The organism is Bacillus nakamurai, assembly GCF_001584325.1.
Taxonomy (GTDB): Bacteria; Bacillota; Bacilli; order Bacillales; family Bacillaceae; genus Bacillus; species Bacillus nakamurai.
Map to the genome: position 1 here is coordinate 76,933 of NZ_LSAZ01000005.1, position 20,709 is coordinate 97,641.

The following is a 20,709-nucleotide window of genomic DNA, read 5'->3' on the forward strand; positions in this document are numbered from 1 at the left end:
GACACAATGGGCTTGCAATTTAGCGTGCTTGCGAGCGGGAGTACGGGAAACGCGTTTTATCTGGAAACAGAAGAGCATTCTTTTCTGGTGGACGCCGGCCTGAGCGGAAAAGCAATGGACGGGCTGATGGCGCAAATCGGGCGCAAGATAGACGATGTGGACGGCATCTTTGTCACTCATGAGCACAGCGACCATATTAAGGGGCTCGGCGTCATCGCGCGAAAGTACCAGCTTCCCGTGTATGCCAATGAAAAGACGTGGAAGGCGATGGAGAATCAGATCGGCAAGCTGGACACCGGGCAAAAGTTCATCTTCCCGATGGAGAGCGTGAAATCATTCAGCGGGCTTGATGTCGAGTCCTTCGGCGTCTCCCACGACGCGGCTGAGCCGATGTTTTATGTCTTTCACTATCAAGGCAGAAAGCTTGCGCTTATGACGGACACCGGATATGTGAGTGACAGAATGAAAGGCATTATCCGCGAGGCGAATGTTTTCGTTTTCGAAAGCAACCATGACGTCGGCATGCTGCAAATGGGGAGATACCCATGGAGCATTAAGCGCCGGATATTAAGCGATGTCGGCCACGTTTCAAACGAAGACGCGGCGCTCGCCATGACCGATGTGATCGGCGACAGCACGTCACGCATCTATTTGGCGCATTTGAGCCAAGACAATAATATGAAGGAACTGGCCAGAATGTCAGTTCAGCAGACATTGGCTGCAAAAGGATATGTCACAGGGGAAACCTTTGATCTGTATGACACCGATCCGAAAAAACCGACGCCGCTGTGCGCCGTGTAATTTTTTCAAATGAATCATGATTATTAATTTGCGTTCTAACCCACACTATAACCAAATTGAGTTCTCTTGAAAGGATTTGAGTTAGGGTGGATTATAATCGCGAGGATGAACAGTATGGCCCTGAACGGCCTCGCCGAAGCAAGAGAGGATATTTCCTTTCAAGCCTGATCGGCGTCATCGTCGGGGCTGCGCTTATGGCCTTTTTGCTGCCGTATTGGACAGGCGGCGGCCATGGCGCAAACAGTATGAATACAAATCAGAATATCGGCAGCGCGCAAGTGAAAACAGTGAATGTGAATGTCAATGACGCTGTCACGAAAATAGTCAGTGATGTATCCGATACGGTGGTCGGCGTCCTTAATATTCAAAAGACGGATATTTGGGGAGAAAGCGGTGAAGCCGGAAGCGGCTCCGGCGTCATTTACAAAAAAAACGGTAACACGGTCTATATCGTAACCAATCACCATGTCATTGAAGGCGCGTCTCAAATTGAAATCAGCCTGAAGGACGGATCGCGGGTGCCTGCCGATCTGGTCGGAAGCGATCGGCTCATGGATCTCGCCGTCCTGAAGGTGAAAACCGATAAAATTAAAGCGATTGCCCAGTTCGGCAATTCCGATAAAGTAAAAGTCGGAGAGCCGGTCATCGCCATCGGGAATCCGCTGGGGCTTGAATTTGCGGGATCGGTGACACAGGGCATCATTTCAGGGACGGAAAGGACGGTCCCTGTTGATTCAAACGGTGACGGACAGCCTGATTGGAATGCAGAAGTGTTGCAGACTGATGCGGCCATTAACCCCGGCAACAGCGGCGGCGCTTTGATGGATATCTCAGGAAAAGTCATCGGCATCAATTCAATGAAAATCGCTGAATCGGCCGTTGAAGGGATCGGTTTGTCCATCCCGTCTAAGCTTGTCATTCCCGTCATTCAGGATTTAGAAAAATACGGGGAAGTCAGACGGCCTTTCCTCGGCATCGAGATGAAATCGTTATCCGACATCGCCAGCTACCACTGGAGCCAGACGCTTAAGCTTCCTAAAGGCATCAAATCAGGAACAGTCGTCATGGGAGTTGACGCTTTTTCACCGGCCGGAAAAGCAGGTTTGAAAAAGCTCGATGTCATCACCGGATTTGACGGTCATAAGGTCAATGACATAGTGGATCTTCGTGAACGCCTGTATCAGAAAAAAATCGGCGATCGTGTGAAGATCACCTTCTACCGTTTAGGTAAGAAAAAAACAGCGGACGTCAAACTGACGGAAGCAGATCGATTACAGAGATAAAAAGCAGCCCGGGGAAAAACCGGGCTGCTTTTTGATTACACTGCGGTTTGACAGCAGACTTTCATATTTTAAGACATATCATCAATTAAATTACATAAATTGGATATATTATAATGTTTGTAACAAAGGGGGTGGAAACATGAAAACGGCAGATATGATTATTGTTTTGAGTGAAATCGAAAATGAATGTGAAGGAAGACTTATATTGGAATGCAGAATATAACTTACATTCTCCCGTCTTGTATAGGGAACTGTTTTGAAAACGTCCTTTTTTTCAGGGCGCTTTTTTATGCCGTTTTTTAGAAGCTCAAGTGTGAAGATGAAACAGAATATCAAACCGTTAGTCATTTGCAAACCATCCTTCCCTGATAAAAAAAGAACTGAACGCGGGTCACACACGTTCAGTTAAAAATAGGTATATTTAGAAAAAGGTAGACATGAACTTAGAACTTTGTGATTGAAACAGACTGATGGTACGAAATTGAAGTGGCAGTTGCAACTGCCGGCAAGTATGAATTGTTAGTTGCAAATATTTCCGTTTTCAGCGTTTACTTTTACAGTTTGTTCAGTATGGTTTTGTGCAGTGATTTTCACGATGTACACGTAGACGCCGTTTTCTTTCTTCATCTCAGAAGATTTCACTATTCCTTTGCAGTGGCTGAGCGCAATGGAATGCGCTTTTTTAGCAGCGATTATGGCTTGTTTTTTCTGAACGTCTTCTTTCAGAACTTTACCGCTTTTGCCGTCCATGTGGAGGGTATGCAGCTTGCCGTCCTGGCTGAAAATGCTGACAACGTATACGGATACGCCGTTTTCCGTTTTCATTTCAGAAGATTTAACGACGCCTTTGTAATGGTTTAAGGCGTAAGATTCCGCTTTTGCCCGCGTCATGTATACTTGGTTTTCCTTTATGTCATGCTTCACGATTTTGCTGTCTTTGCAATTGATATGGAAGGTATGCAGCTTACCGTCTTGTCCGGCTACTTGGACGATGTAAACCATCACGTTGTTTTCTTGCTTCAGCTCAGAAGATTTCACAGTGCCTTTGCCGTTTTTCAATGCGATTTTTTCCGCATTGGCTTTTGAGATGAATTGCTGTTTCTTTTTTGTTTGATGCTTCATGACTTTTCCGTTATCACAATTCACATTGATTGTGTGCTGGATGCCTTTCACATCAAGGACGTTTACGACATAAACGTAAGATCCGTTCACTTTCTTCATTTGTGCTGATTGAACGGCACCTTTACAGCTGCAGTTGTTCAATGCAGCTTGTTTTGCCTTCGCTATTGTAATGGAAGCTTGCTGCTTTGTTTCCACTTTCGCCTGCGCCGCATCATCTTTATGAAGGACAGCCGCGTGTGCAGAAGATAATGAACTGATTGAAATGATCGTTCCCAGTGCAGCTCCTGATAAAACTTTTGTAATACCCATCTTGTATTCCTCCTTAAATATCATTGTTGGCTTCCCAACTAAGGCTATTGTATAGATTCAAACTGAAAATCAAATGAGGACAAGCTGAAAACTTGCTGAATTCAGCGGATTTTCAGCTTAGATTCAGTTTGGTTTCAGATAAAAGCGAATAATAGAAGGAGAAGCGAAAAAAATAAGGACAGGCTGATACATCTAAGGAGAGACTGCATCATGGATAAGTTGAAAGGCATCAAGGTGCTGATTGTTGACGATGAGCCGGCCATCATTGATTTTTTAACGATGGGGCTTGTCAATGAAGGATTCGAAGTGATGTCTGCGGCAGACGGGATGGCGGCAATGAACATTGTCAAAACATTTCAGCCTCATATTGCCGTTTTGGATATTATGATGCCGGGAATGGATGGGCTTGAGCTGTCAAGAATGCTCAAAAAAACAAGCAATACCGCTGTCATCATGCTGACTGCAAAGGATGAAGTCGAGCTTCGCGTGAAGGCGCTGATTGAAGGTGCAGATGATTATATGATGAAACCGTTCAGCTTTGAGGAGCTGCTTGCCCGGATTTACGCAAGAATCCGGAACCAATTTCCCCACCTCTTTGATGAAGTGGTATTGGGTCCTTTTCGAATTGATGACAGAAGCAGAGAAATTGTTTATAAAGAAGAGCCTCTGAAGCTGTCCGCAACCGAATATGAGCTGCTGAAACTTTTGGTGCTGCATCACGGAACGGTTCTCAGCAAAACGAGGATTCTCGATCAAGTATGGGGCTATGATTTCTATGGTGAAGAAAATATTGTCGAGGTGTACATCCGCTCTTTACGTGAAAAATTGAAAGATAAAGAGCACAAGGTGATTCGCACAGTCCGCGGTGTCAGTTACAGGGTGGATCTGGGATGAAAATGAAAAAGCTATATAGAACCCTTCGTTTCCAGCTCCTGTTCCGGTCATTGGTGATTTTAACCTTGCTGCTATGCTTCGTCGGCGGCACACAGTACATGTTTATGACACACAGGATGTATGAAAACCAAGCCATCAGCATCCAAAGCTATATTAATTCAATGGACCAAAACGTGTGGAAATCCATTAAGACACTTTCCCGTTCCGAAAAACCGCCTCACCCGAATTTGCTTTATCCCGGGGGGACGGTTGCTTTGATCGGCAAATCATACAACATGTCTGTCTTATCAGAAGACCCTCACGCGGGTGCGCCCCCGTCTTTTCCGAAAAAAGTGTATCAAGACGCGCTGAAAGACACCATGGCGCTTCATTATCAAGTGGCTCATAACGATTCAGGCGAAGAAATCATTGTCGTGTTTCAGGCGATTTCCATCGACGGCAAACAGGCGGGAGTCATCCAAATGAGTACATTGACAGAGCCGCTGAATGATTTGCTTTTTCGGCAAGTCAGCATTTTTGCGGCGCTTTCCTTTGCGGCTCTGCTGATCGGTCTTTTTACATTTTTACCGGTGATTCGCCTTACGCTTAAGCCGTTATCGCGAATCGTGCATATGATGGGTGAAATTAATGCCGGAAACCTTAATAAAAGGCTTCCCATTTATAATAAGCAGGCAGAAATTGCGTCCTTGGGCATATCCATTAATCAGATGCTGGAGCGGATTGAGACATCGTTCCGAGCGGAGAAAGAAGCAAAAGAGCGCATCCGGCAGTTTGTGTCTGACGCCTCCCATGAGCTGAGAACACCGCTTACTTCCATTCACGGTTTTATCGAAATTTTGATGCGCGGAGCGGCCGAGCATCCGGAGCAGAAAGAAAAAGCGCTTCAAAGTATGTATGCAGAATCTGCCAGAGCGAATAAATTGATTGAGGATCTTCTGTTTCTTGCAAAAATCGATAGAGTGCCGAGCTTTGAAATGAAAAAAGGAGCGCTCGGAGCCGTCATCCTGGAAATGGAGCCTCAGCTGAAGCTGCTTGCGGGAAAACGGAAGCTGGATTTTTTTGTGGATCAGGAAATCGAAATCGTCTTTGACCGCGACAAAATGAAGCAGGTCATCCTCAACCTCTTTTACAACGCGGTACAGCACACGGATGAACAGACGGGAATCATCACCGTATCATTGCAAAAAGACGGAGGAATTATGCTTATGATTGCCGATAACGGTTCCGGCATCGCCCCGGAACACGTGCCTCATTTGTTTGACCGGTTTTACAGGGCGGAAACGTCGCGCTCGCGTAAATACGGGGGCACCGGGCTTGGGCTTGCGATCACAAAAACCATTATCGACAGCCATAACGGAACAATCGAAGTGAAAAGCGAACAAGGAAAGGGCTCTGTGTTTATCATTCGGCTGCCGGGATAGAATGGAGTGTTATGCCGATTACTATCCGAACGGGAAATCATTGAAAAAATCGCACATCTTTTTCAGCTTGCCGGAGCTGACGTTCATTCGGCGCATCAGCCATTTCAATGGATATTGAGCTCCATTTATTCCTGCCGGGCTGCATGCACTATTTGCCCGGGATATTCCCGATCAAAAGATGAAAAAACGATCGTCAATGTTATCAGAGATAAAAAAAGAAGGAACTTTTTGGTCTATTCGAGAATACAGCTCATTATTGCCCAATTTGTTTTAGGAAAAGTCTGTATCTGCAAGATCCATGTATAGAGGGTTTTAGTGTAAAGGTTGATGGGCTCCTTTCTGTTCATGATTTAAAATGCAGATAGCGTGGAAAGGGGTATTCATTTGCGAAATAGAAACTTACTGTACTTCTCTGGTTTTTTCGGAAACTTTTTTTTTGAACGGGGAATATGGATTCTGTATTTAACCAGTCTAAACTATTCCTTGTTTCTTGTCGGCGTTTTGCAATCGGTTTTAAATTTGGCCATGTTTTTAGCGGAAGTGCCAAGCGGCGTGATCTCCGACAGAATCGGGAGAAAAAAATCGCTGCTTCTCGGGCACTTTATGGTGATTGTATATTTGGCTATGTTCCTGTCATTCCATAATTTCTTTGTGCTGCTGATCGCCCATATGATATACGGTATCGGGCTGACGTTTATTTCAGGAACGGATCATGCCTTCCTGTTTGATTCATTGAAAGTGAACGGGAAAGAGAAACTGTACGGCAAGTCCATTGGAAATTATAACGGACTCGTCATTCTCGGTCTGGCCATAGCCATGGGAGCCGGGGGATATTTGCAAGAGATTTCATGGTCGTATGTTTTTATTGCGGGTATTCTGACGCAGCTGATCGCAATGGCTGTCATCACACAGCTGACGGAAATCACATTTGAGAACAGTGAACATCAAACGCAAACCGTCGGTGACATCATAAAAGAAGTCAAAGATTTCTTCATGCTCAACAAAGCCTTTAAATATTTAGTCCTTTCTCTTTCTATATTCTTTGCCATCACGTCGGTTTTTTATATGTACGGGCAGGACCTGTTGAACCAGGAAGGGCTTTCTGTACGTAACATATCCATCATTTTTGCGTGTCTGTCCATTGTGCAGGCGCTATGTTCCATCTTTTCCTCAAAGCCGGCAGAAAAATTCACACCGAGACGCGTGCTCCTTTTTACATTTTGCGTCATCGGGGCAGCATACCTGTTTATACCTTCGGGAAGCCTTTACGTGACGGTAGCCGCTTTTATCATCATTAATGCGCTGTATGACATTATCGAACCTGTCTCCAGCCAGGTGGTGAATAATGAAATCCCTTCAAGAACAAGAGCTACGTTATTGTCCATTATCAGTTTAATGACATCTTTCTTTATGTTCATTGCGTTCCCGTTTATCGGTTTCCTAACGGATTATTTTGATTCAGCCATGCTGCTGACCGTCATCGGGGTGTTATCAATCTTATTGTCGATATGTATGCTGCTTAGCTTTTACAAACTAAAAGCGAGTGTCGCCATCCAGAATAAAGTCGAACTTTAATGAAAGAATGACAAAAGGTGATGCGTAGTTACATATTCATCATCTTATGGTACATTTGGCGGGAGAAATCATCTGCGCTCCCCGCAATTGGCGGCACCAAGTCGTGAATACATTGGCTGTAAGCGAAAACTTTTGGTTTGCGAAAGCCAGCGGTAAATGTAAAAAGGCTGAGTATCTTCTCAGCCTTTTTCTATTTCAGCCGATCCAGCCCGAATTTTTTCAGGCGGTATTGCAGGCTCTGTCTGCTGATCCCGAGCTCGCCTGCGGTTTTGGACACGTTATTGCCGTGTTTTCTTAAGATTTGTTCAATCATATATTTCTCGAAGCTCTCCATTTTATCCTTTAAATCGGCGCCGGGCTGGGTGCTTGCCGCGGCCGTTTGGCTGCTGTCAGCCGGTTTGATTTTCATGCGGTACTGATAAGGGAGGTGGGCTGCCGTCATGGTTGTCTCATCCGTCATAAAATTCATGGCGCCTTCAATGGTATGCTCAAGCTCACGAATATTGCCCGGCCAATCATATTCTAAAAAGAACTGCTTCACATCGTCACTGATCGAATCCACATTCATTTGGAACAGATGATTGTTTTTCTGAATAAATACCTCGGCCAGCGGCAGGATGTCTTCCTTGCGCTCCCGAAGCGGCGGAATGATCAGCGTGACAACGCTCAGTCTGTAATATAAATCTTTCCGCAGCCGTTCTTCCGAAATCGCGGTGATCGGGTCTTCATTCATCGTGGCGATGATGCGGACGTCAATCGGCTTGTCCTGAGCAGAACCGATACGCCTGATTTTCTTTTCTTGAAGGGCGCGAAGCAGCTTTGCCTGAAGGCTGAGGTTCAAAGAGTTGATCTCATCAAGCAGCAGGGTTCCTCCCTGTGCCTGCTCAAATAAACCGGGCTGGTCGATCGCTCCGGTAAAAGCGCCTTTTTTCGTGCCGAACAAAATACTCTCCACAAGGCTGTCAGGCAAGGCGGCGCAGTTTTGTGAAATGAACGGCGCACCGGAGCGCTGGCTGCCGTTATGGATGCTTTGAGCGAACAATTCCTTGCCTGTACCGGTTTCACCGGCCAGAAGCACGGATGACGACGTGCGGGTTGCCCGTTTTGCGTTTTCGATGACCTCGCGGATGACCGGGCTGTTGCCGAGAATGCTGTCAAACGTGTAACTGTTCTGTTCTTTTCTGTGCATGTTCTCTCTGATCAGGCGCTCCAGCTTCGTCACATCCTTTGCGATCTCCACCGCGCCTTTGATCTCGCCGTCCTTCACAATCGGGAAGGTGTGGTTGATCGTCGTGATTTCCTGGCCTTTATTATTGAAATAGCTTTGTTTCACGTTTTTAATCGTTTTTCCTTCTTGAAGAGCCTGTACAAGGGTGCTGTCCTGCTGATTCGAAAACATAAACACATCTGTCAGGTTTTTATGCAGGACGTCCTGTTCGTCCATATCTTCAATCTGCATCATTTTTTTATTGTAAATGACGGTGCTGCCCTTCTCGTCTACCACATGCAGACCGACATCGATTTCCTCCAGAATGCTTTCTAAAACCAATGTGAAAAATTCGCTGTTTGTGTGCAGAAGAATCCCCCCTTATAATAGTCTTAACATTCGTTATTTTAAAATAAATAGTGAGGGAAATGCAAAAAAATTTTGCGCTTATCTGTTCTTTACACAGAAACTGCCTGAAAATTTTGCAGGGAAACTGAGAATTTTGACGAAAAACCTCGTTCTTTCGGGTTGGCACGATACTTGCTTTATAAAAAGGGAAAGCAAGAACTTGTGTTGAATGTTTAGAAAACAAGGGGGAATCAGAACATGTCAGCTTTATCAAAATCTCAAGAAATTATCAGCCAAACTTCACATTACGGCGCAAACAACTATCATCCTCTTCCGATTGTGATTTCTGAAGCGCAGGGTGTTTGGGTAAAGGACCCTGAGGGCAATCAATATATGGATATGCTAAGTGCTTATTCTGCTGTAAATCAGGGGCACAGACACCCGAAAATCATTCAGGCGCTGAAAGATCAGGCGGATAAAATCACCCTGACGTCACGCGCGTTTCACAATGACCAGCTCGGCCCGTTTTATGAGAAAGCAGCCAAGCTGACCGGAAAAGATATGATTTTGCCGATGAATACAGGAGCTGAAGCAGTCGAATCGGCTGTAAAAGCGGCAAGACGCTGGGCGTATGAGGTCAAAGGCGTAGCAGACAATCAGGCGGAAATCATCGCGTGTATCGGCAACTTCCACGGAAGAACGATGCTTGCAGTATCTCTTTCTTCAGAAGAAGAGTACAAACGCGGCTTCGGGCCGATGCTTCCGGGCATTAAATTGATCCCGTACGGCGACGCAGAGGCGCTGCGTCAGGCCATTACGCCGAACACTGCCGCCTTCTTATTCGAACCGATTCAAGGCGAGGCAGGCATCGTGATTCCGCCGGAAGGATTTTTACAAGAAGCGGCCGCCATTTGTAAGGAAGAAAATGTGCTGCTGATTGCCGATGAAATTCAGACGGGACTCGGCCGCACAGGCAAAACGTTTGCGATCGACTGGGAAAACATCGTCCCGGATATGTTCATTCTCGGTAAAGCGCTTGGTGGAGGTGTATTCCCGATCTCATGCATCGCAGCGAACCGCGACATTTTGGGTGTGTTTAATCCGGGCTCCCACGGCTCTACATTCGGCGGAAATCCGCTCGCTTGCGCGGTATCAATCGCGTCCCTTGAGGTGCTTGAGGACGAACGGCTGGCAGAGCGTTCCCTTCAGCTCGGAGAGTATTTTAAAGCGGAGCTTGAGAAAATTGATAACCCCATGATTAAAGAAGTGCGCGGCCGAGGCCTGTTTATCGGCGTTGAACTGACGGAAGCAGCCCGCCCGTATTGTGAGCAGCTGAAAAGTGAAGGGCTTTTATGCAAAGAAACACATGATACCGTGATCCGGTTTGCGCCGCCGTTAATGATTTCCAAGGAAGATTTAGATTGGGCGATCCAAAAGATCACAAAAGTGCTTCAAAGCGCATAAAACTTTGATGTGGCAGCGCTTTCCCTCCGCTTGTATGGAATTGACAAAAAAAAAATTCAGCACTCTCTATTTGCGCAGCGTAAGTATTTTAGTATAATGTATCTTTATGTACGAAAATGAATTAAATATAACATCCATATACAAATAGAGGCTCTTTGGACAGCAAATCGGTTTCTAGCGCCGGCTTGGTTCCAATACAAGTTGCTGAAGGGGTGCAGAATGGTGAATACAAATCAACAAAATGAGAATCAGCTTCAGCGTACAATGAAATCGCGGCACTTATTTATGATTTCATTGGGCGGAGTGATCGGCACCGGGTTTTTCCTGAGTACCGGATATACAATAAATCAGGCGGGACCGCTCGGCGCGGTTCTGTCTTACCTAGTCGGCGGATTTATTATGTTTTTGACGATGCTCTGCTTAGGCGAGCTCGCGGTTGCCCTACCCGTATCAGGGTCGTTTCAGACATACGCAACCAAATTTATCAGTCCCGCCTTTGGGTTTGCGTTCGGCTGGCTGTACTGGCTCGGCTGGGCGGTCACATGTGCGATTGAATTTTTATCCGCGGGCCAATTGATGCTCCGCTGGTTTCCGCATGTCGGCGTGTGGGTGTGGTGCCTTGTATTTGTGGGGCTGATGTTTATTCTAAATGCGATTACGACTAAAGCTTTTGCTGAATCGGAATTTTGGTTTTCCGGCATTAAAATCTTAGTTATCCTATTATTTATTATTCTGGGCGGCGCGGCCATGTTTGGGCTGATTGATCTGAAACACGGAGCACAAGCGCCTTTCTTCACTCATTTTTATGAGGATGGATTGTTTCCGAACGGAATTAAGGCTATGCTGATTACGATGATTACCGTGAATTTTGCGTTCCAGGGAACGGAGCTCATCGGGGTCGCTGCGGGAGAAAGTGAAGATCCGGAGAAAACCATTCCGCGTTCCATCCGGCAGACAGTATGGAGAACGCTTGTCTTCTTCGTTCTCTCCATTATCGTCATCGCGGGTATGATTCCGTGGAAGCAGGCGGGGGTTGTGGAAAGCCCGTTCGTCGTGGTTTTTGAACAAATCGGTATTCCGTATGCCGCTGATATCATGAACTTTGTTATTTTAATCGCGCTGCTGTCAGTAGCCAACTCAGGTCTGTTCGCATCGACGCGTATTCTTTATGCCATGGCGAACGAAGGACAAGCCTTTAAAGCGCTTGGAAAAACGAATAAACGCGGTGTGCCGCTGAACGCGCTGATCGTAACGCTGGCCGTTGCCTGCCTGTCTCTGCTATCTAAAGTAGCAGCGCCTGAAACCGTTTATATGTTTCTTTTATCGTTAGCGGGATTAAGCGCACAGGTCGGCTGGATCACAATTTCTTTGTCCCAATTGATGTTCAGACGAAAATACATCCGTGAAGGCGGGAAAGTGGAAGATCTTAAATTTAAAACCCCGCTGTACCCGATGCTCCCGCTGGTTGGGCTGACATTGAATACGGTGGTGCTCATCAGCCTTGCATTTGACTCGGAACAGCGGCTCGCCCTTTATTGCGGCATCCCGTTTATGGTAATCTGTTTTATCGTATATCATTTATATGTGAAAAAGCATAAGCAGTCAGATAAACACTTAGAGCTTTAAATCAATTTGTGTCCAAGTCATCTTTGAGAAACCCGCATAGGACAACATACAACATGTTGAGGTGGAAAGACAGATGAACAAGCAAATTTCAGTTATTGGAATGCCGATGGATTTAGGACAAGCACGACGCGGAGTGGATATGGGCCCAAGCGCCATCCGATATGCGCATCTCATTGAACGGTTATCTGACATGGGATATTCGGTAGAGGACTTAGGCGACATCCCCGTCAATCGTGAGAAAATCAAAGAAGATGAAGAGCTGAAAAATTTAAACTCGGTGCTTTCCGGAAATGACGAGCTTGCCAAAAAGGTAGACAGCGTCATTGAGAAAAAGCGGTTCCCCCTCGTGTTAGGCGGCGACCACAGCATCGCGATCGGAACGCTTACCGGAACAGCCAAGCATTATAAAGAGCTCGGCGTCATCTGGTATGACGCGCACGGCGACTTAAATACGCTGGAAACATCACCGTCAGGCAATATTCACGGAATGCCTCTGGCCGTCAGCCTCGGCGTGGGACACGGCACACTTGTGAATTTGGGCGGCTACGCGCCAAAAATCAAGCCGGAAAACGTTGTGATCATCGGCGCGAGATCGCTTGATGAAGGCGAGCGCGAATACATCAAGAAAACCGGCATGAAGGTGTACACGATGCATGAAATCGACCGCCTCGGCATGACAAAGGTCATTGAAGAAACCATTAACTACCTGTCAGACTGTGACGGCGTTCACCTCAGCCTTGACCTTGACGGTCTTGACCCGAGCGACGCACCGGGCGTCGGCACGCCTGTCGTCGGCGGCATCAGCTACCGGGAAAGCCATTTAGCGATGGAAATGCTGTACGATGCAGACATCATCACATCAGCTGAATTTGTAGAAGTCAATCCGATCCTCGATCACAAAAACAAAACCGGGCAAACAGCGGTGGAGTTGGCGGAATCGTTGTTAGGGAAGAAGTTATTATAGATGAGAGACAGCCCCGCACTTGCGGGGTTTTTTGTTGCCAGTAGGAAACTAGTCCGCTGTTACCCTCAAATCTCACCTGTAAATATGATATATTTATTACACAAAATGGGAAAGGGAGGTGTCTTATCAGTTGATTGAGGTGATTGCCCATGAAAAAGTGGCTAAAAAAATCAGTGACTGGTATGAGGAAATCAAGAAGCACAAAACCGAATCGGCTAAGGCGTTAAGAGAACAATTGCTTACAGATTTGCAAAACATGACACAACATCAAACGGTACTCCTGTATTTTAACTTAATTGATTCCCGCTACAAATTATTGATGGAAGAGTATGAGCAGACAGACGATATTTTAAAAACGATTCAGCTGAACGCCGATAAAGAAAAAACGGATCAGATGATTCAGTACTACTACTATTTTTTCTCGGGTATGCATGAGTTTTATAAAAAACGGTTTACGAAGGCAATTAACTTTTACCGTATTGCCGAAAGCAGGCTTCAGCACATACCGAATGAGATTGAAAGAGCGGAATTTAATTATCAAGTGGCGATTGCCTACTATGAAATCCGGCAAAATTACTTTGCCATGAATCACGCCGAGAAAGCATTAGAGATTTACAGAGCCAATGAAATGTATGCTGTCAGAGAAGCACAATGTTTAATGGTGATCGGCTGTAACAGGATGGATTTGTTTCATTATCAGCAGGCCGAGAAAATCTTACAAACCGCTGTTCATCAAGCTTCAAAAGCAGGTGACGGGCATATTGAAGCGCTTGCTCATTTCAATTTAGGCATTTGCTATGAACGGCAGAAGAAATTAACGGAAGCCAGAGTCGCATTTGAAACAGCGCTGGAAAAGAAAGAGCATAGGAGTTCAGCCTATTCGGTGCGCAGTATGTACATGCTGTCCAGGGTGCTATTCAAGCAGGAACAAACGGACGAAGGGCGGTTCTGGCTGCATAAAGCGCTGCTAGCCGCCGAAGAAAAAAACGAATCAAGCTACAAGCAAAAGCTTCGCATCTTACAGCATGTATTCATTGATCACAACGAAGAAATGCTTGCGGCAGCATTTGACGAGCTAAAACATCACGAGCTGTGGAGTGACGTAACGGATTTGACCTATCAAGCCGCCAAGCATTTTAAAAAACAGGAGAATTACAAACTGGCGGCGAAATATTTCCAAGAATCAATTGATGCCAATGACCAAATTTTGAGATTGACGGAGGGGATTCGTAATGAAAACATGTAAATTCATTTTACTCTCAGTATCAATGGCAAGTCTCATCTCTATTGGATTATTCACAGAAATTGATTCAGCAGCACAGACGGCATTAACCATTAAACCAGCAGAAAACGGCGCTTTCGGATAATATGACATGACACAGCTGTGAGGCTGTGTTTTTTAAGGAGTGAATGTATGATCATTACCTTACAGCCGATGACAGAGCAAGAATTTCAATCCTACCTCGTGTATACGACAAAGCATTATGCTGAAGAAAAGATCAAGGCGGGAACATGGCTGCCTGAAGACGCGCCTGAATTGGCCGAGCAAACCTTCCATGATTTGCTTCCTGACGGCCTGCAGACGGCTCATCATCATTTGTGGAGCTTGACACTGGACGGGAAGGAAATGGCGGGGTGGCTGTGGCTGCACGCCGAACCGGTACATCCGCAGCGGGACGCGTTCATTTATGACTTCGGCCTCTATTCTCCTTATCGGGGCAAAGGGTATGCGAAGCAGGCACTGGCAAGGCTCGATGAAAAGGCTCGGGACATGGGAGTCCGTAAACTGTCTCTTCATGTTTTCGCCCATAATGAAGCGGCGCGCCGTCTTTATGAGACGACCGGATTTCTAGAGACTGATATTATCATGAGTAAAAAGCTATAACGAAAAGAGGCCCGCAGTCAGGGCCTCTTTTTTCATGATCTAACGTCATTTCCCGGGCAATCGTTTTGAACGCAGGCGGTGCCTGTTTTGTTATAAAATTTTTAAAAATCTGTAAAATGTCTATTTTTCCACCTTACTTCTGTCATATAATACAAATATGGAAAAAATTATATCTTGAGAAAAGAGGCGATGTTATGAAGTGTAAGAAAATGTTCAAAGCCGTCATTCCGTTTGCACTGATGTTTGCCATGGTTCTTCCCTTCTCCGGTATGAATGTAAAAGCCAAAGAAACAGAAACGGCCCGCTACGCAAAAGAGATCGCGGAGCTTCAGCAGGGCACGACCCCGCAAGAAGTCATCCAGTCCGCTAAAGAGCTGGCCAAACAGAAGCATGTCACGACAGAAGCCATCCTCAAGCAGTTTCACAGCGAAATCACCGCTGACAAGGTGCAAGGAGATGTAATCGCTTCCAAACAAGGTTTATCTGCGATGGGCGGCTCGTCAGGCACCAAAAAACTCCCGAAAAGCACAAAAGGCAATATTTATTACACGAACTCATACACAGCCTATTACAACCACGGCCATGTCGGCATGTATTCTGCCGCTGATCAAATTGTCGAATCCGTACCGGGTGACGGCGTCCGGCAGATTGCCTATAACGGAAGAGAAGTTGAAGACAATTCAATCGTCCAGACCGTCAGCGTCACCGATGCCCAAAAACAAGCCGCCGCTGACTGGGCCGTATCACGAGTCGGCGACGAGTACTCCTTCAACTTCGTCAATAACCGAAATACAGGCCATGAAGGCGCCAAAAACTGCTCGAAACTGCTGTGGTCGGCGTTCCTCCTAAAAGCCGGAATCGACATTGACTCTAACGGCGGCCTGGGCGTATATCCTCGCGATATCACAAGCTCGCCTTATACGACAACGATCCTGACCATTAACTAAGGAGAAAAACGTGAAAAAACTCATCTGGATACCCTTAGTGATCATCATTTCCGCAGCGGTCTTATGCTTCTTCCATTTTCGCACGGAAGACCCTGCGGAGATCACGAGGGATACATTGAATAACCCCGATTTTCTGAAAGATAAAGAGGCGCTGCTGTATTTCTCCACTACGGCTGACCAAGACACGTTCGGCGGCGGGAAAAGCTATGCTCTATTCGCCGATGAAAAAGGAAGGCTTTCTTCTTATCAAATGAAGGGGCTTGAACTCGGATCAGCCAAGGTGCATGACGGCAGCGTGCTGCTGGAGGACAAAAAAGGGGTCTACACCGTAAAAGACGGCCTTCACACGTATAAAAGAGCGTATCAGCATACGGGGGACAGCGCGGGATATATCGACCGGACGGACGGCTTCTACACGCTGTATAACTCAGGCTATGACAAAAGCGGCGGCAGCTATCGCTCAGAGCTGTACCGCCAAATTGACGGCAAGTGGAAGCAAGACGTCATCCCGCACTATATCCGCGCCTCAGGCTTTTTCAAAGGCCATCTTTTCGCGCTCACTCCGACAGATGACGAAAAAGGCTATCACGCCACCGACATTCAAGCGGAACAAGAAAAGCTCAGCACCAAAACCATCGCGACATGGACGTATAAAGAAGGCACGTCTGTCGAATCTCAGCTAGCCGCAGACGATAACGCCATCTACTTTCTCACAAGAGGAGAAAAAGCCGATCATATCTATCAAATGGTGAAAGTCATGAAAAACAGCGGCGCCATCAAAACATATGACATCGCCTCTTATAAAGATGACGAACAAACCCTTTATGACTCCATGCCGTTCAGCTTCAAAAAAAGCTTTTTCATGGAGCAGCACCAGCTCTACTTCATCGACGGCTTCGGCGCCGTATATCGCATCAGCCCCGAGACGGGAAAAAGCAAAAAAGCCTTCACCCTCCCCGCAGCAGGAATGAAGGCCGATTTCAAAGACCTGACCTATCAAAACGGAAAGCTCTACCTGTTCACCTACAGCTTCAAACACCCCGCCAAAATCGAAGAATTCGATCTGAAAACGGGAAAAAAGCTGAAGGAGCGGACGATCCCAAACCTGAAAGACATCGTCACGCCGAAAAGCCATTTAAAGCTTTATGACGTGCAGGTGATGAAGGATTTTTGAGTGTCAAGGCAGTCAAGGAAAAAAGAGGATTGATCTGCCTTTGTACAGTGATTGCGTGTGTATTAGGAATTTGGATTATGTATTGATGGAGAAAAGAGAAAATCAGCAATAAGCCGGACGTGACAGAACGCCGGCTTTTTTTGCGCCTATCAACAGCTCCATATGTCGAAATGTGGATAAAACCCAGTCCGAAGCACTACTAACATGTGTAAAAATAGGTTATATTGAAAAGAGAACAATTGCCGCGCGCAAAAGAAAACCGGAGGATGTAACAATGAAAACCGCTTATTATTCCTGTGAAGAACATATCGAAACCGTACTGGACATGTACATAGATGATCATGAGCTTCCGCCCGAAATCAGAAAAATCGAACATACTAACAGTTTATCCACAGCCTGTGAATTATGTGGGGACACCGCAACATATCTAGTAGGGAACGAATGATCCTACACAAAATACAGAAAAGATATCCACAATTGTGGACAACATATATGAATAACTTGTTTCTAAAGTGGGGATGACCTGTGAATATCAATATTGTGACAATCGGAAAACTAAAAGAAAAATACCTCAAGCAAGGCATTGAAGAATACAAAAAACGACTCTCAGCCTACGCAAAAATCGACATCATCGAACTCCCGGACGAAAAAGCCCCGGAAAACCTAAGCGACCAAGACATGAAAATCGTCAAAGACAAAGAAGGCGAACGCATCCTGGCCAAAATCAGCCCGGACACCCACGTCATCGCCCTCGCCATCGAAGGAAAAATGAAAACATCCGAAGAACTGGCCGATACTATGGATAAGCTGGCTACTTATGGAAAGAGCAAAGTCACCTTTGTCATCGGCGGATCACTAGGACTAAGCGACGCCGTCATGAAACGGGCAGACGACAAACTGTCATTCTCAAAAATGACATTTCCTCATCAGCTCATGCGGCTTATTCTGGTCGAGCAGATTTATCGGGCGTTTCGGATTAATCGTGGGGAGCCCTATCATAAGTGAGTGTGGTTTTCAAAAGTAAATATATATTTGTTATAGTTCTATGTCACCTCACGAATTTTAAATAGCAGTAGAACACTTATTATCTAAGGGTAAGTCTGATGATTTTAGGGTATATAAAATATTTTTAAGGGGACAATTTAATGGCGTGGAAAATACGTAGAGAGGTTCTAGAGTTTGCCTTCTAAAATTTTCGACGAATTTAATGAACATACTTATATCTTTATCTACAAAAAAGCTTTAGTTAGCAGTAAGACGTAAAATATTTAATAGAGGTGTAGACATTGTCAAAAATAAATGAAATCCAAAATAAGATTAATGAGCTAAACGGTGGCGAGTTTCAAAAAATGATGGATATTTATTTTTCTAAGACAATTGATGGGGAAGTCTATTCCATAGGTTCTGTAATAGGGAACAATAATACAAAAACAGGAACACCAGATACTCTAATAAAAACTCCAGAAAATAAGTATATTTTTATTGAATATACAGTTCAAAAAAATAATCTCTATAAGAAGTTTGAAGATGATCTAGATAAGTGTTTAGATGAATCGAAAACCAATATTTCACTTAATGATATAGAAAAAATTATTTGCTGCTGTACAGGGAGGCTATCTACAGAGGAAATTAGTAAATTAGCTTCAAAAGTAAGTAACTATAACATAAGGCTAGAGTTACTTACTTTAGATGCTATTTCTTTTAAAATTTACGAGTATCCAGCAATAGCATCCGATTTTTTAAATATAACTTTAGATACAGAACAAATTTTAGATATTGATGACTTTGTAAAAGTCTACAATCGAAGTAAATTGGCAACTATACAACTATTTATGCCAGAGATTCAGAAATAGATTTAATAATAGATTCAATATACGGGAATCAAATAACTATATTATCAGGAAAACCTGGGGTCGGGAAAACTAGGATAGCCTTAGAATGTGTTAAACGATTCAAAGAAACAAACCCACAATATGAAATTAAATGTCTCAGAAATAATGGTCAAAATTTATATAAGGATTTAAAGTTACACTTCAATAGTCCTGGCAGTTATTTGTTATTTATTGACGATGTTAATCACCTAACTCAGTTGAATTTAATATTAGAGTATTTAGGTTTAAAAGATGAAGGAATTGAGTTCAAATTAATTGTTTCCGTAAGAGAGTATGCAGAAAGTAAGATGTTGGATAAAGTATCGGGATTCATCATCAATTTAATAAAAATTGATGTTTTAGAAGATAAAGATATAGAAACCTTATGTAAAGAAGAATATGATATAAAAAATTATTTATATATAGAGAGAATATGTAAGATTTCCAAGGGGAATGCTAGGTTAGCAATAATGGCATGCGAGACTGCAATAAGAGAAAATACATTAGAAAGTATAGGAAACGTTATAGAGTTATTGGAAGAATACTACAGAGGTGTTAAAACCGACTTTGAAGATGAATTAGAAAATAATGACCTTTTAAAAACTGCAACTATCTATAGCTTTTTAAATGTTGTAAATCTTGGGGATGATGAAAATTTAGATTTAATGGCTCAATTAACAAATCTGGAAAAAGATAATTTCTTAAGAATTACTGAGAAGCTTCATTCAATGGAAATATTGGATATTTATGAAGGGGAAATCGCCAAAATATCTGACCAAATTTTGAGTACATATATCTTTTATCTAGCTGTTTTTGATAAAAAACTTTTACGGTATTCAGATTTAATAAGAATATACTTTCCTAAATTAAAAAATAGGATTATTGAAAACCTAAATAGTGTTTTTTCATATTTTTATCAAAAGGAAAATTACGGACTAATAAAAGAGGAAATTACCAAGGTATACATAAATTTAAAAGAAAAGTCAGATGAAAATTTAGAGGGTTTCTTACACACTTTTTGGTTCGCGTTAGAAATAGAAACACTTATTTATATTGAAGATAAAGTTGATCAGCTACCCAGAGAAGAGGAGTATCAAATAAATTTTGATACTTCTAAGCAAACTTCAAATCGGTCTGAAATTCTCTCTACACTATCTAATTTTAGTCAAACTAAGTATTATAGGGAATCACTCGAATTAATAATAAAATACTTACAAAAAAAACCTACAGAATTTTCTTCTGTCTATTCTGTTTTAACTCAAGGCTTTGGCTTTAAGGAGTTTTCTGACAGACAAAGTTTTACTATACAAAAAGAAATGTTTAATTTGTTAATATCTCAGTATGAACAGGAAGATTCTATTGTTTTTGAAATGCTGTTAATTAGGCTCATTGAATATTATTTGAAGTATAGCCATCATATTACTGAAATGTCAGATAGAAATACTATCAAATACTATGACTTAATTTTAAAATATTCTCCAGCTATTCTTGAAATAAGAGAAATTGCTTGGAATAAATTAAAAGACTTATATTACAAAAATGGTGAAGAGATAAATAAAATACTTTTTAAGTTTGGATACCAAGATGTAGAAAAAATAAACAAGGATATTTTAATATATGATATTAAATTTATTTCAGAACTAGTAGAGAGTTTAGCAGTGGTAACATTGAAAGAAAGTATTATATTTAATAAAATAAATGATTTTCTATTAAGACATGATTTGAAATTAGATACTAGTTTAATAAATAAATTGAATTCTGAAAAATATAACATCTATAAAATATTAGCAAAAAATGTTTATGGTCATAATTATCGAG

General features: G+C 43.6%; 18 protein-coding genes and 1 pseudogene. 17 read left to right on the forward strand and 2 right to left on the reverse strand.

The genetic code is table 11. The features are described from left to right. The first annotated feature begins 6 nt into the window (after window positions 1-6). Together AXI59_RS03380 and AXI59_RS03385 are read left to right on the forward strand one after the other, a co-directional pair. Window positions 7-801, forward strand: coding sequence for an MBL fold metallo-hydrolase (locus AXI59_RS03380; RefSeq protein WP_061523414.1), 795 nt, complete (start codon window positions 7-9; stop codon window positions 799-801). Between the two features lie 86 nt (window positions 802-887). Further along, window positions 888-2,084 (forward strand): S1C family serine protease, encoded by a 1,197-nt coding sequence (locus AXI59_RS03385; protein ID WP_061527389.1) that lies wholly within the window; start codon window positions 888-890, stop codon window positions 2,082-2,084. A 519-nt stretch (window positions 2,085-2,603) separates the two neighbouring features. Here AXI59_RS03385 and AXI59_RS03390 read toward each other — a convergent pair. Continuing rightward, window positions 2,604-3,515, reverse strand: a complete 912-nt coding sequence (locus AXI59_RS03390) for a PepSY domain-containing protein (RefSeq protein ID WP_061527390.1) — start codon at window positions 3,513-3,515, stop codon at window positions 2,604-2,606. Window positions 3,516-3,725: 210 nt separating this feature from the next. Here AXI59_RS03390 and AXI59_RS03395 point away from each other — a divergent pair, with 210 nt between their 5' ends. The 3 genes from AXI59_RS03395 to AXI59_RS03410 all read left to right on the forward strand — a co-directional run bounded on the left by AXI59_RS03395 (window position 3,726) and on the right by AXI59_RS03410 (window position 7,405). After that, window positions 3,726-4,409 carry a response regulator transcription factor gene (locus tag AXI59_RS03395; RefSeq protein ID WP_061527391.1) on the forward strand — a complete coding sequence of 228 codons (684 nt, stop codon included), beginning with the start codon at window positions 3,726-3,728 and terminating at the stop codon, window positions 4,407-4,409. A 2-nt stretch (window positions 4,410-4,411) separates the two neighbouring features. Beyond that, the gene (locus AXI59_RS03400) at window positions 4,412-5,830 is read left to right on the forward strand and encodes a sensor histidine kinase (RefSeq protein ID WP_061527403.1); all 1,419 of its coding nucleotides are present in this window, start codon (window positions 4,412-4,414) and stop codon (window positions 5,828-5,830) included. A gap of 384 nt (window positions 5,831-6,214) precedes the next feature. After that, window positions 6,215-7,405, forward strand: coding sequence for an MFS transporter (locus AXI59_RS03410; RefSeq protein ID WP_061527393.1), 1,191 nt, complete (start codon window positions 6,215-6,217; stop codon window positions 7,403-7,405). A 190-nt stretch (window positions 7,406-7,595) separates the two neighbouring features. On the opposite strand, the gene AXI59_RS03415 is transcribed toward AXI59_RS03410, so the two are convergent. Next, the gene (locus tag AXI59_RS03415; RefSeq protein WP_061527394.1) at window positions 7,596-8,981 is read right to left on the reverse strand and encodes a sigma-54 interaction domain-containing protein; all 1,386 of its coding nucleotides are present in this window, start codon (window positions 8,979-8,981) and stop codon (window positions 7,596-7,598) included. 237 nt (window positions 8,982-9,218) lie between these two features. Here AXI59_RS03415 and AXI59_RS03420 point away from each other — a divergent pair, with 237 nt between their 5' ends. The 12 genes and pseudogenes from AXI59_RS03420 to AXI59_RS03460 all read left to right on the forward strand — a co-directional run. After that, window positions 9,219-10,424 (forward strand): ornithine--oxo-acid transaminase, encoded by a 1,206-nt coding sequence (locus tag AXI59_RS03420; protein ID WP_061527395.1) that lies wholly within the window; start codon window positions 9,219-9,221, stop codon window positions 10,422-10,424. Window positions 10,425-10,646: 222 nt separating this feature from the next. Continuing rightward, window positions 10,647-12,050, forward strand: a complete 1,404-nt coding sequence (locus AXI59_RS03425) for an amino acid permease (protein WP_082791716.1) — start codon at window positions 10,647-10,649, stop codon at window positions 12,048-12,050. A 73-nt stretch (window positions 12,051-12,123) separates the two neighbouring features. Continuing rightward, window positions 12,124-13,014 (forward strand): arginase, encoded by an 891-nt coding sequence (rocF, locus tag AXI59_RS03430; RefSeq protein WP_061523405.1) that lies wholly within the window; start codon window positions 12,124-12,126, stop codon window positions 13,012-13,014. Between the two features lie 130 nt (window positions 13,015-13,144). Then, on the forward strand, window positions 13,145-14,260 hold the full coding sequence (locus AXI59_RS03435; RefSeq protein ID WP_061527397.1) for a response regulator aspartate phosphatase: 1,116 nt from the start codon (window positions 13,145-13,147) through the stop codon (window positions 14,258-14,260). Further along, window positions 14,247-14,381, forward strand: a complete 135-nt coding sequence (locus tag AXI59_RS20600) for a hypothetical protein (RefSeq protein WP_276203556.1) — start codon at window positions 14,247-14,249, stop codon at window positions 14,379-14,381. The genes AXI59_RS03435 and AXI59_RS20600 overlap by 14 nt, the downstream gene beginning before the upstream one ends. Before the next feature lie 47 nt (window positions 14,382-14,428). After that, entirely contained in the window at window positions 14,429-14,899 is a 471-nt protein-coding gene (locus tag AXI59_RS03440; RefSeq protein WP_061523403.1) for a GNAT family N-acetyltransferase, read from the forward strand. 239 nt (window positions 14,900-15,138) lie between these two features. Continuing rightward, a complete protein-coding gene (locus tag AXI59_RS03445) occupies window positions 15,139-15,846 on the forward strand; it encodes a hypothetical protein (protein ID WP_240491483.1) in 708 nt (235 codons plus the stop codon). Window positions 15,847-15,856: 10 nt separating this feature from the next. Then, window positions 15,857-17,020, forward strand: a complete 1,164-nt coding sequence (locus AXI59_RS03450) for a hypothetical protein (RefSeq protein ID WP_061527399.1) — start codon at window positions 15,857-15,859, stop codon at window positions 17,018-17,020. A 274-nt stretch (window positions 17,021-17,294) separates the two neighbouring features. Further along, complete coding sequence (locus AXI59_RS18865) at window positions 17,295-17,465, forward strand: CxxH/CxxC protein (protein WP_004393147.1); 171 nt, start codon at window positions 17,295-17,297, stop codon at window positions 17,463-17,465. Between the two features lie 80 nt (window positions 17,466-17,545). Then, window positions 17,546-18,025 carry a 23S rRNA (pseudouridine(1915)-N(3))-methyltransferase RlmH gene (rlmH, locus tag AXI59_RS03455; protein ID WP_061527400.1) on the forward strand — a complete coding sequence of 160 codons (480 nt, stop codon included), beginning with the start codon at window positions 17,546-17,548 and terminating at the stop codon, window positions 18,023-18,025. Window positions 18,026-18,306: 281 nt separating this feature from the next. Beyond that, window positions 18,307-18,873 carry a hypothetical protein gene (locus tag AXI59_RS20270; RefSeq protein WP_240491482.1) on the forward strand — a complete coding sequence of 189 codons (567 nt, stop codon included), beginning with the start codon at window positions 18,307-18,309 and terminating at the stop codon, window positions 18,871-18,873. A 200-nt stretch (window positions 18,874-19,073) separates the two neighbouring features. Then, window positions 19,074-20,709 (forward strand): annotated as a pseudogene (locus AXI59_RS03460) (hypothetical protein); the annotation flags it as partial.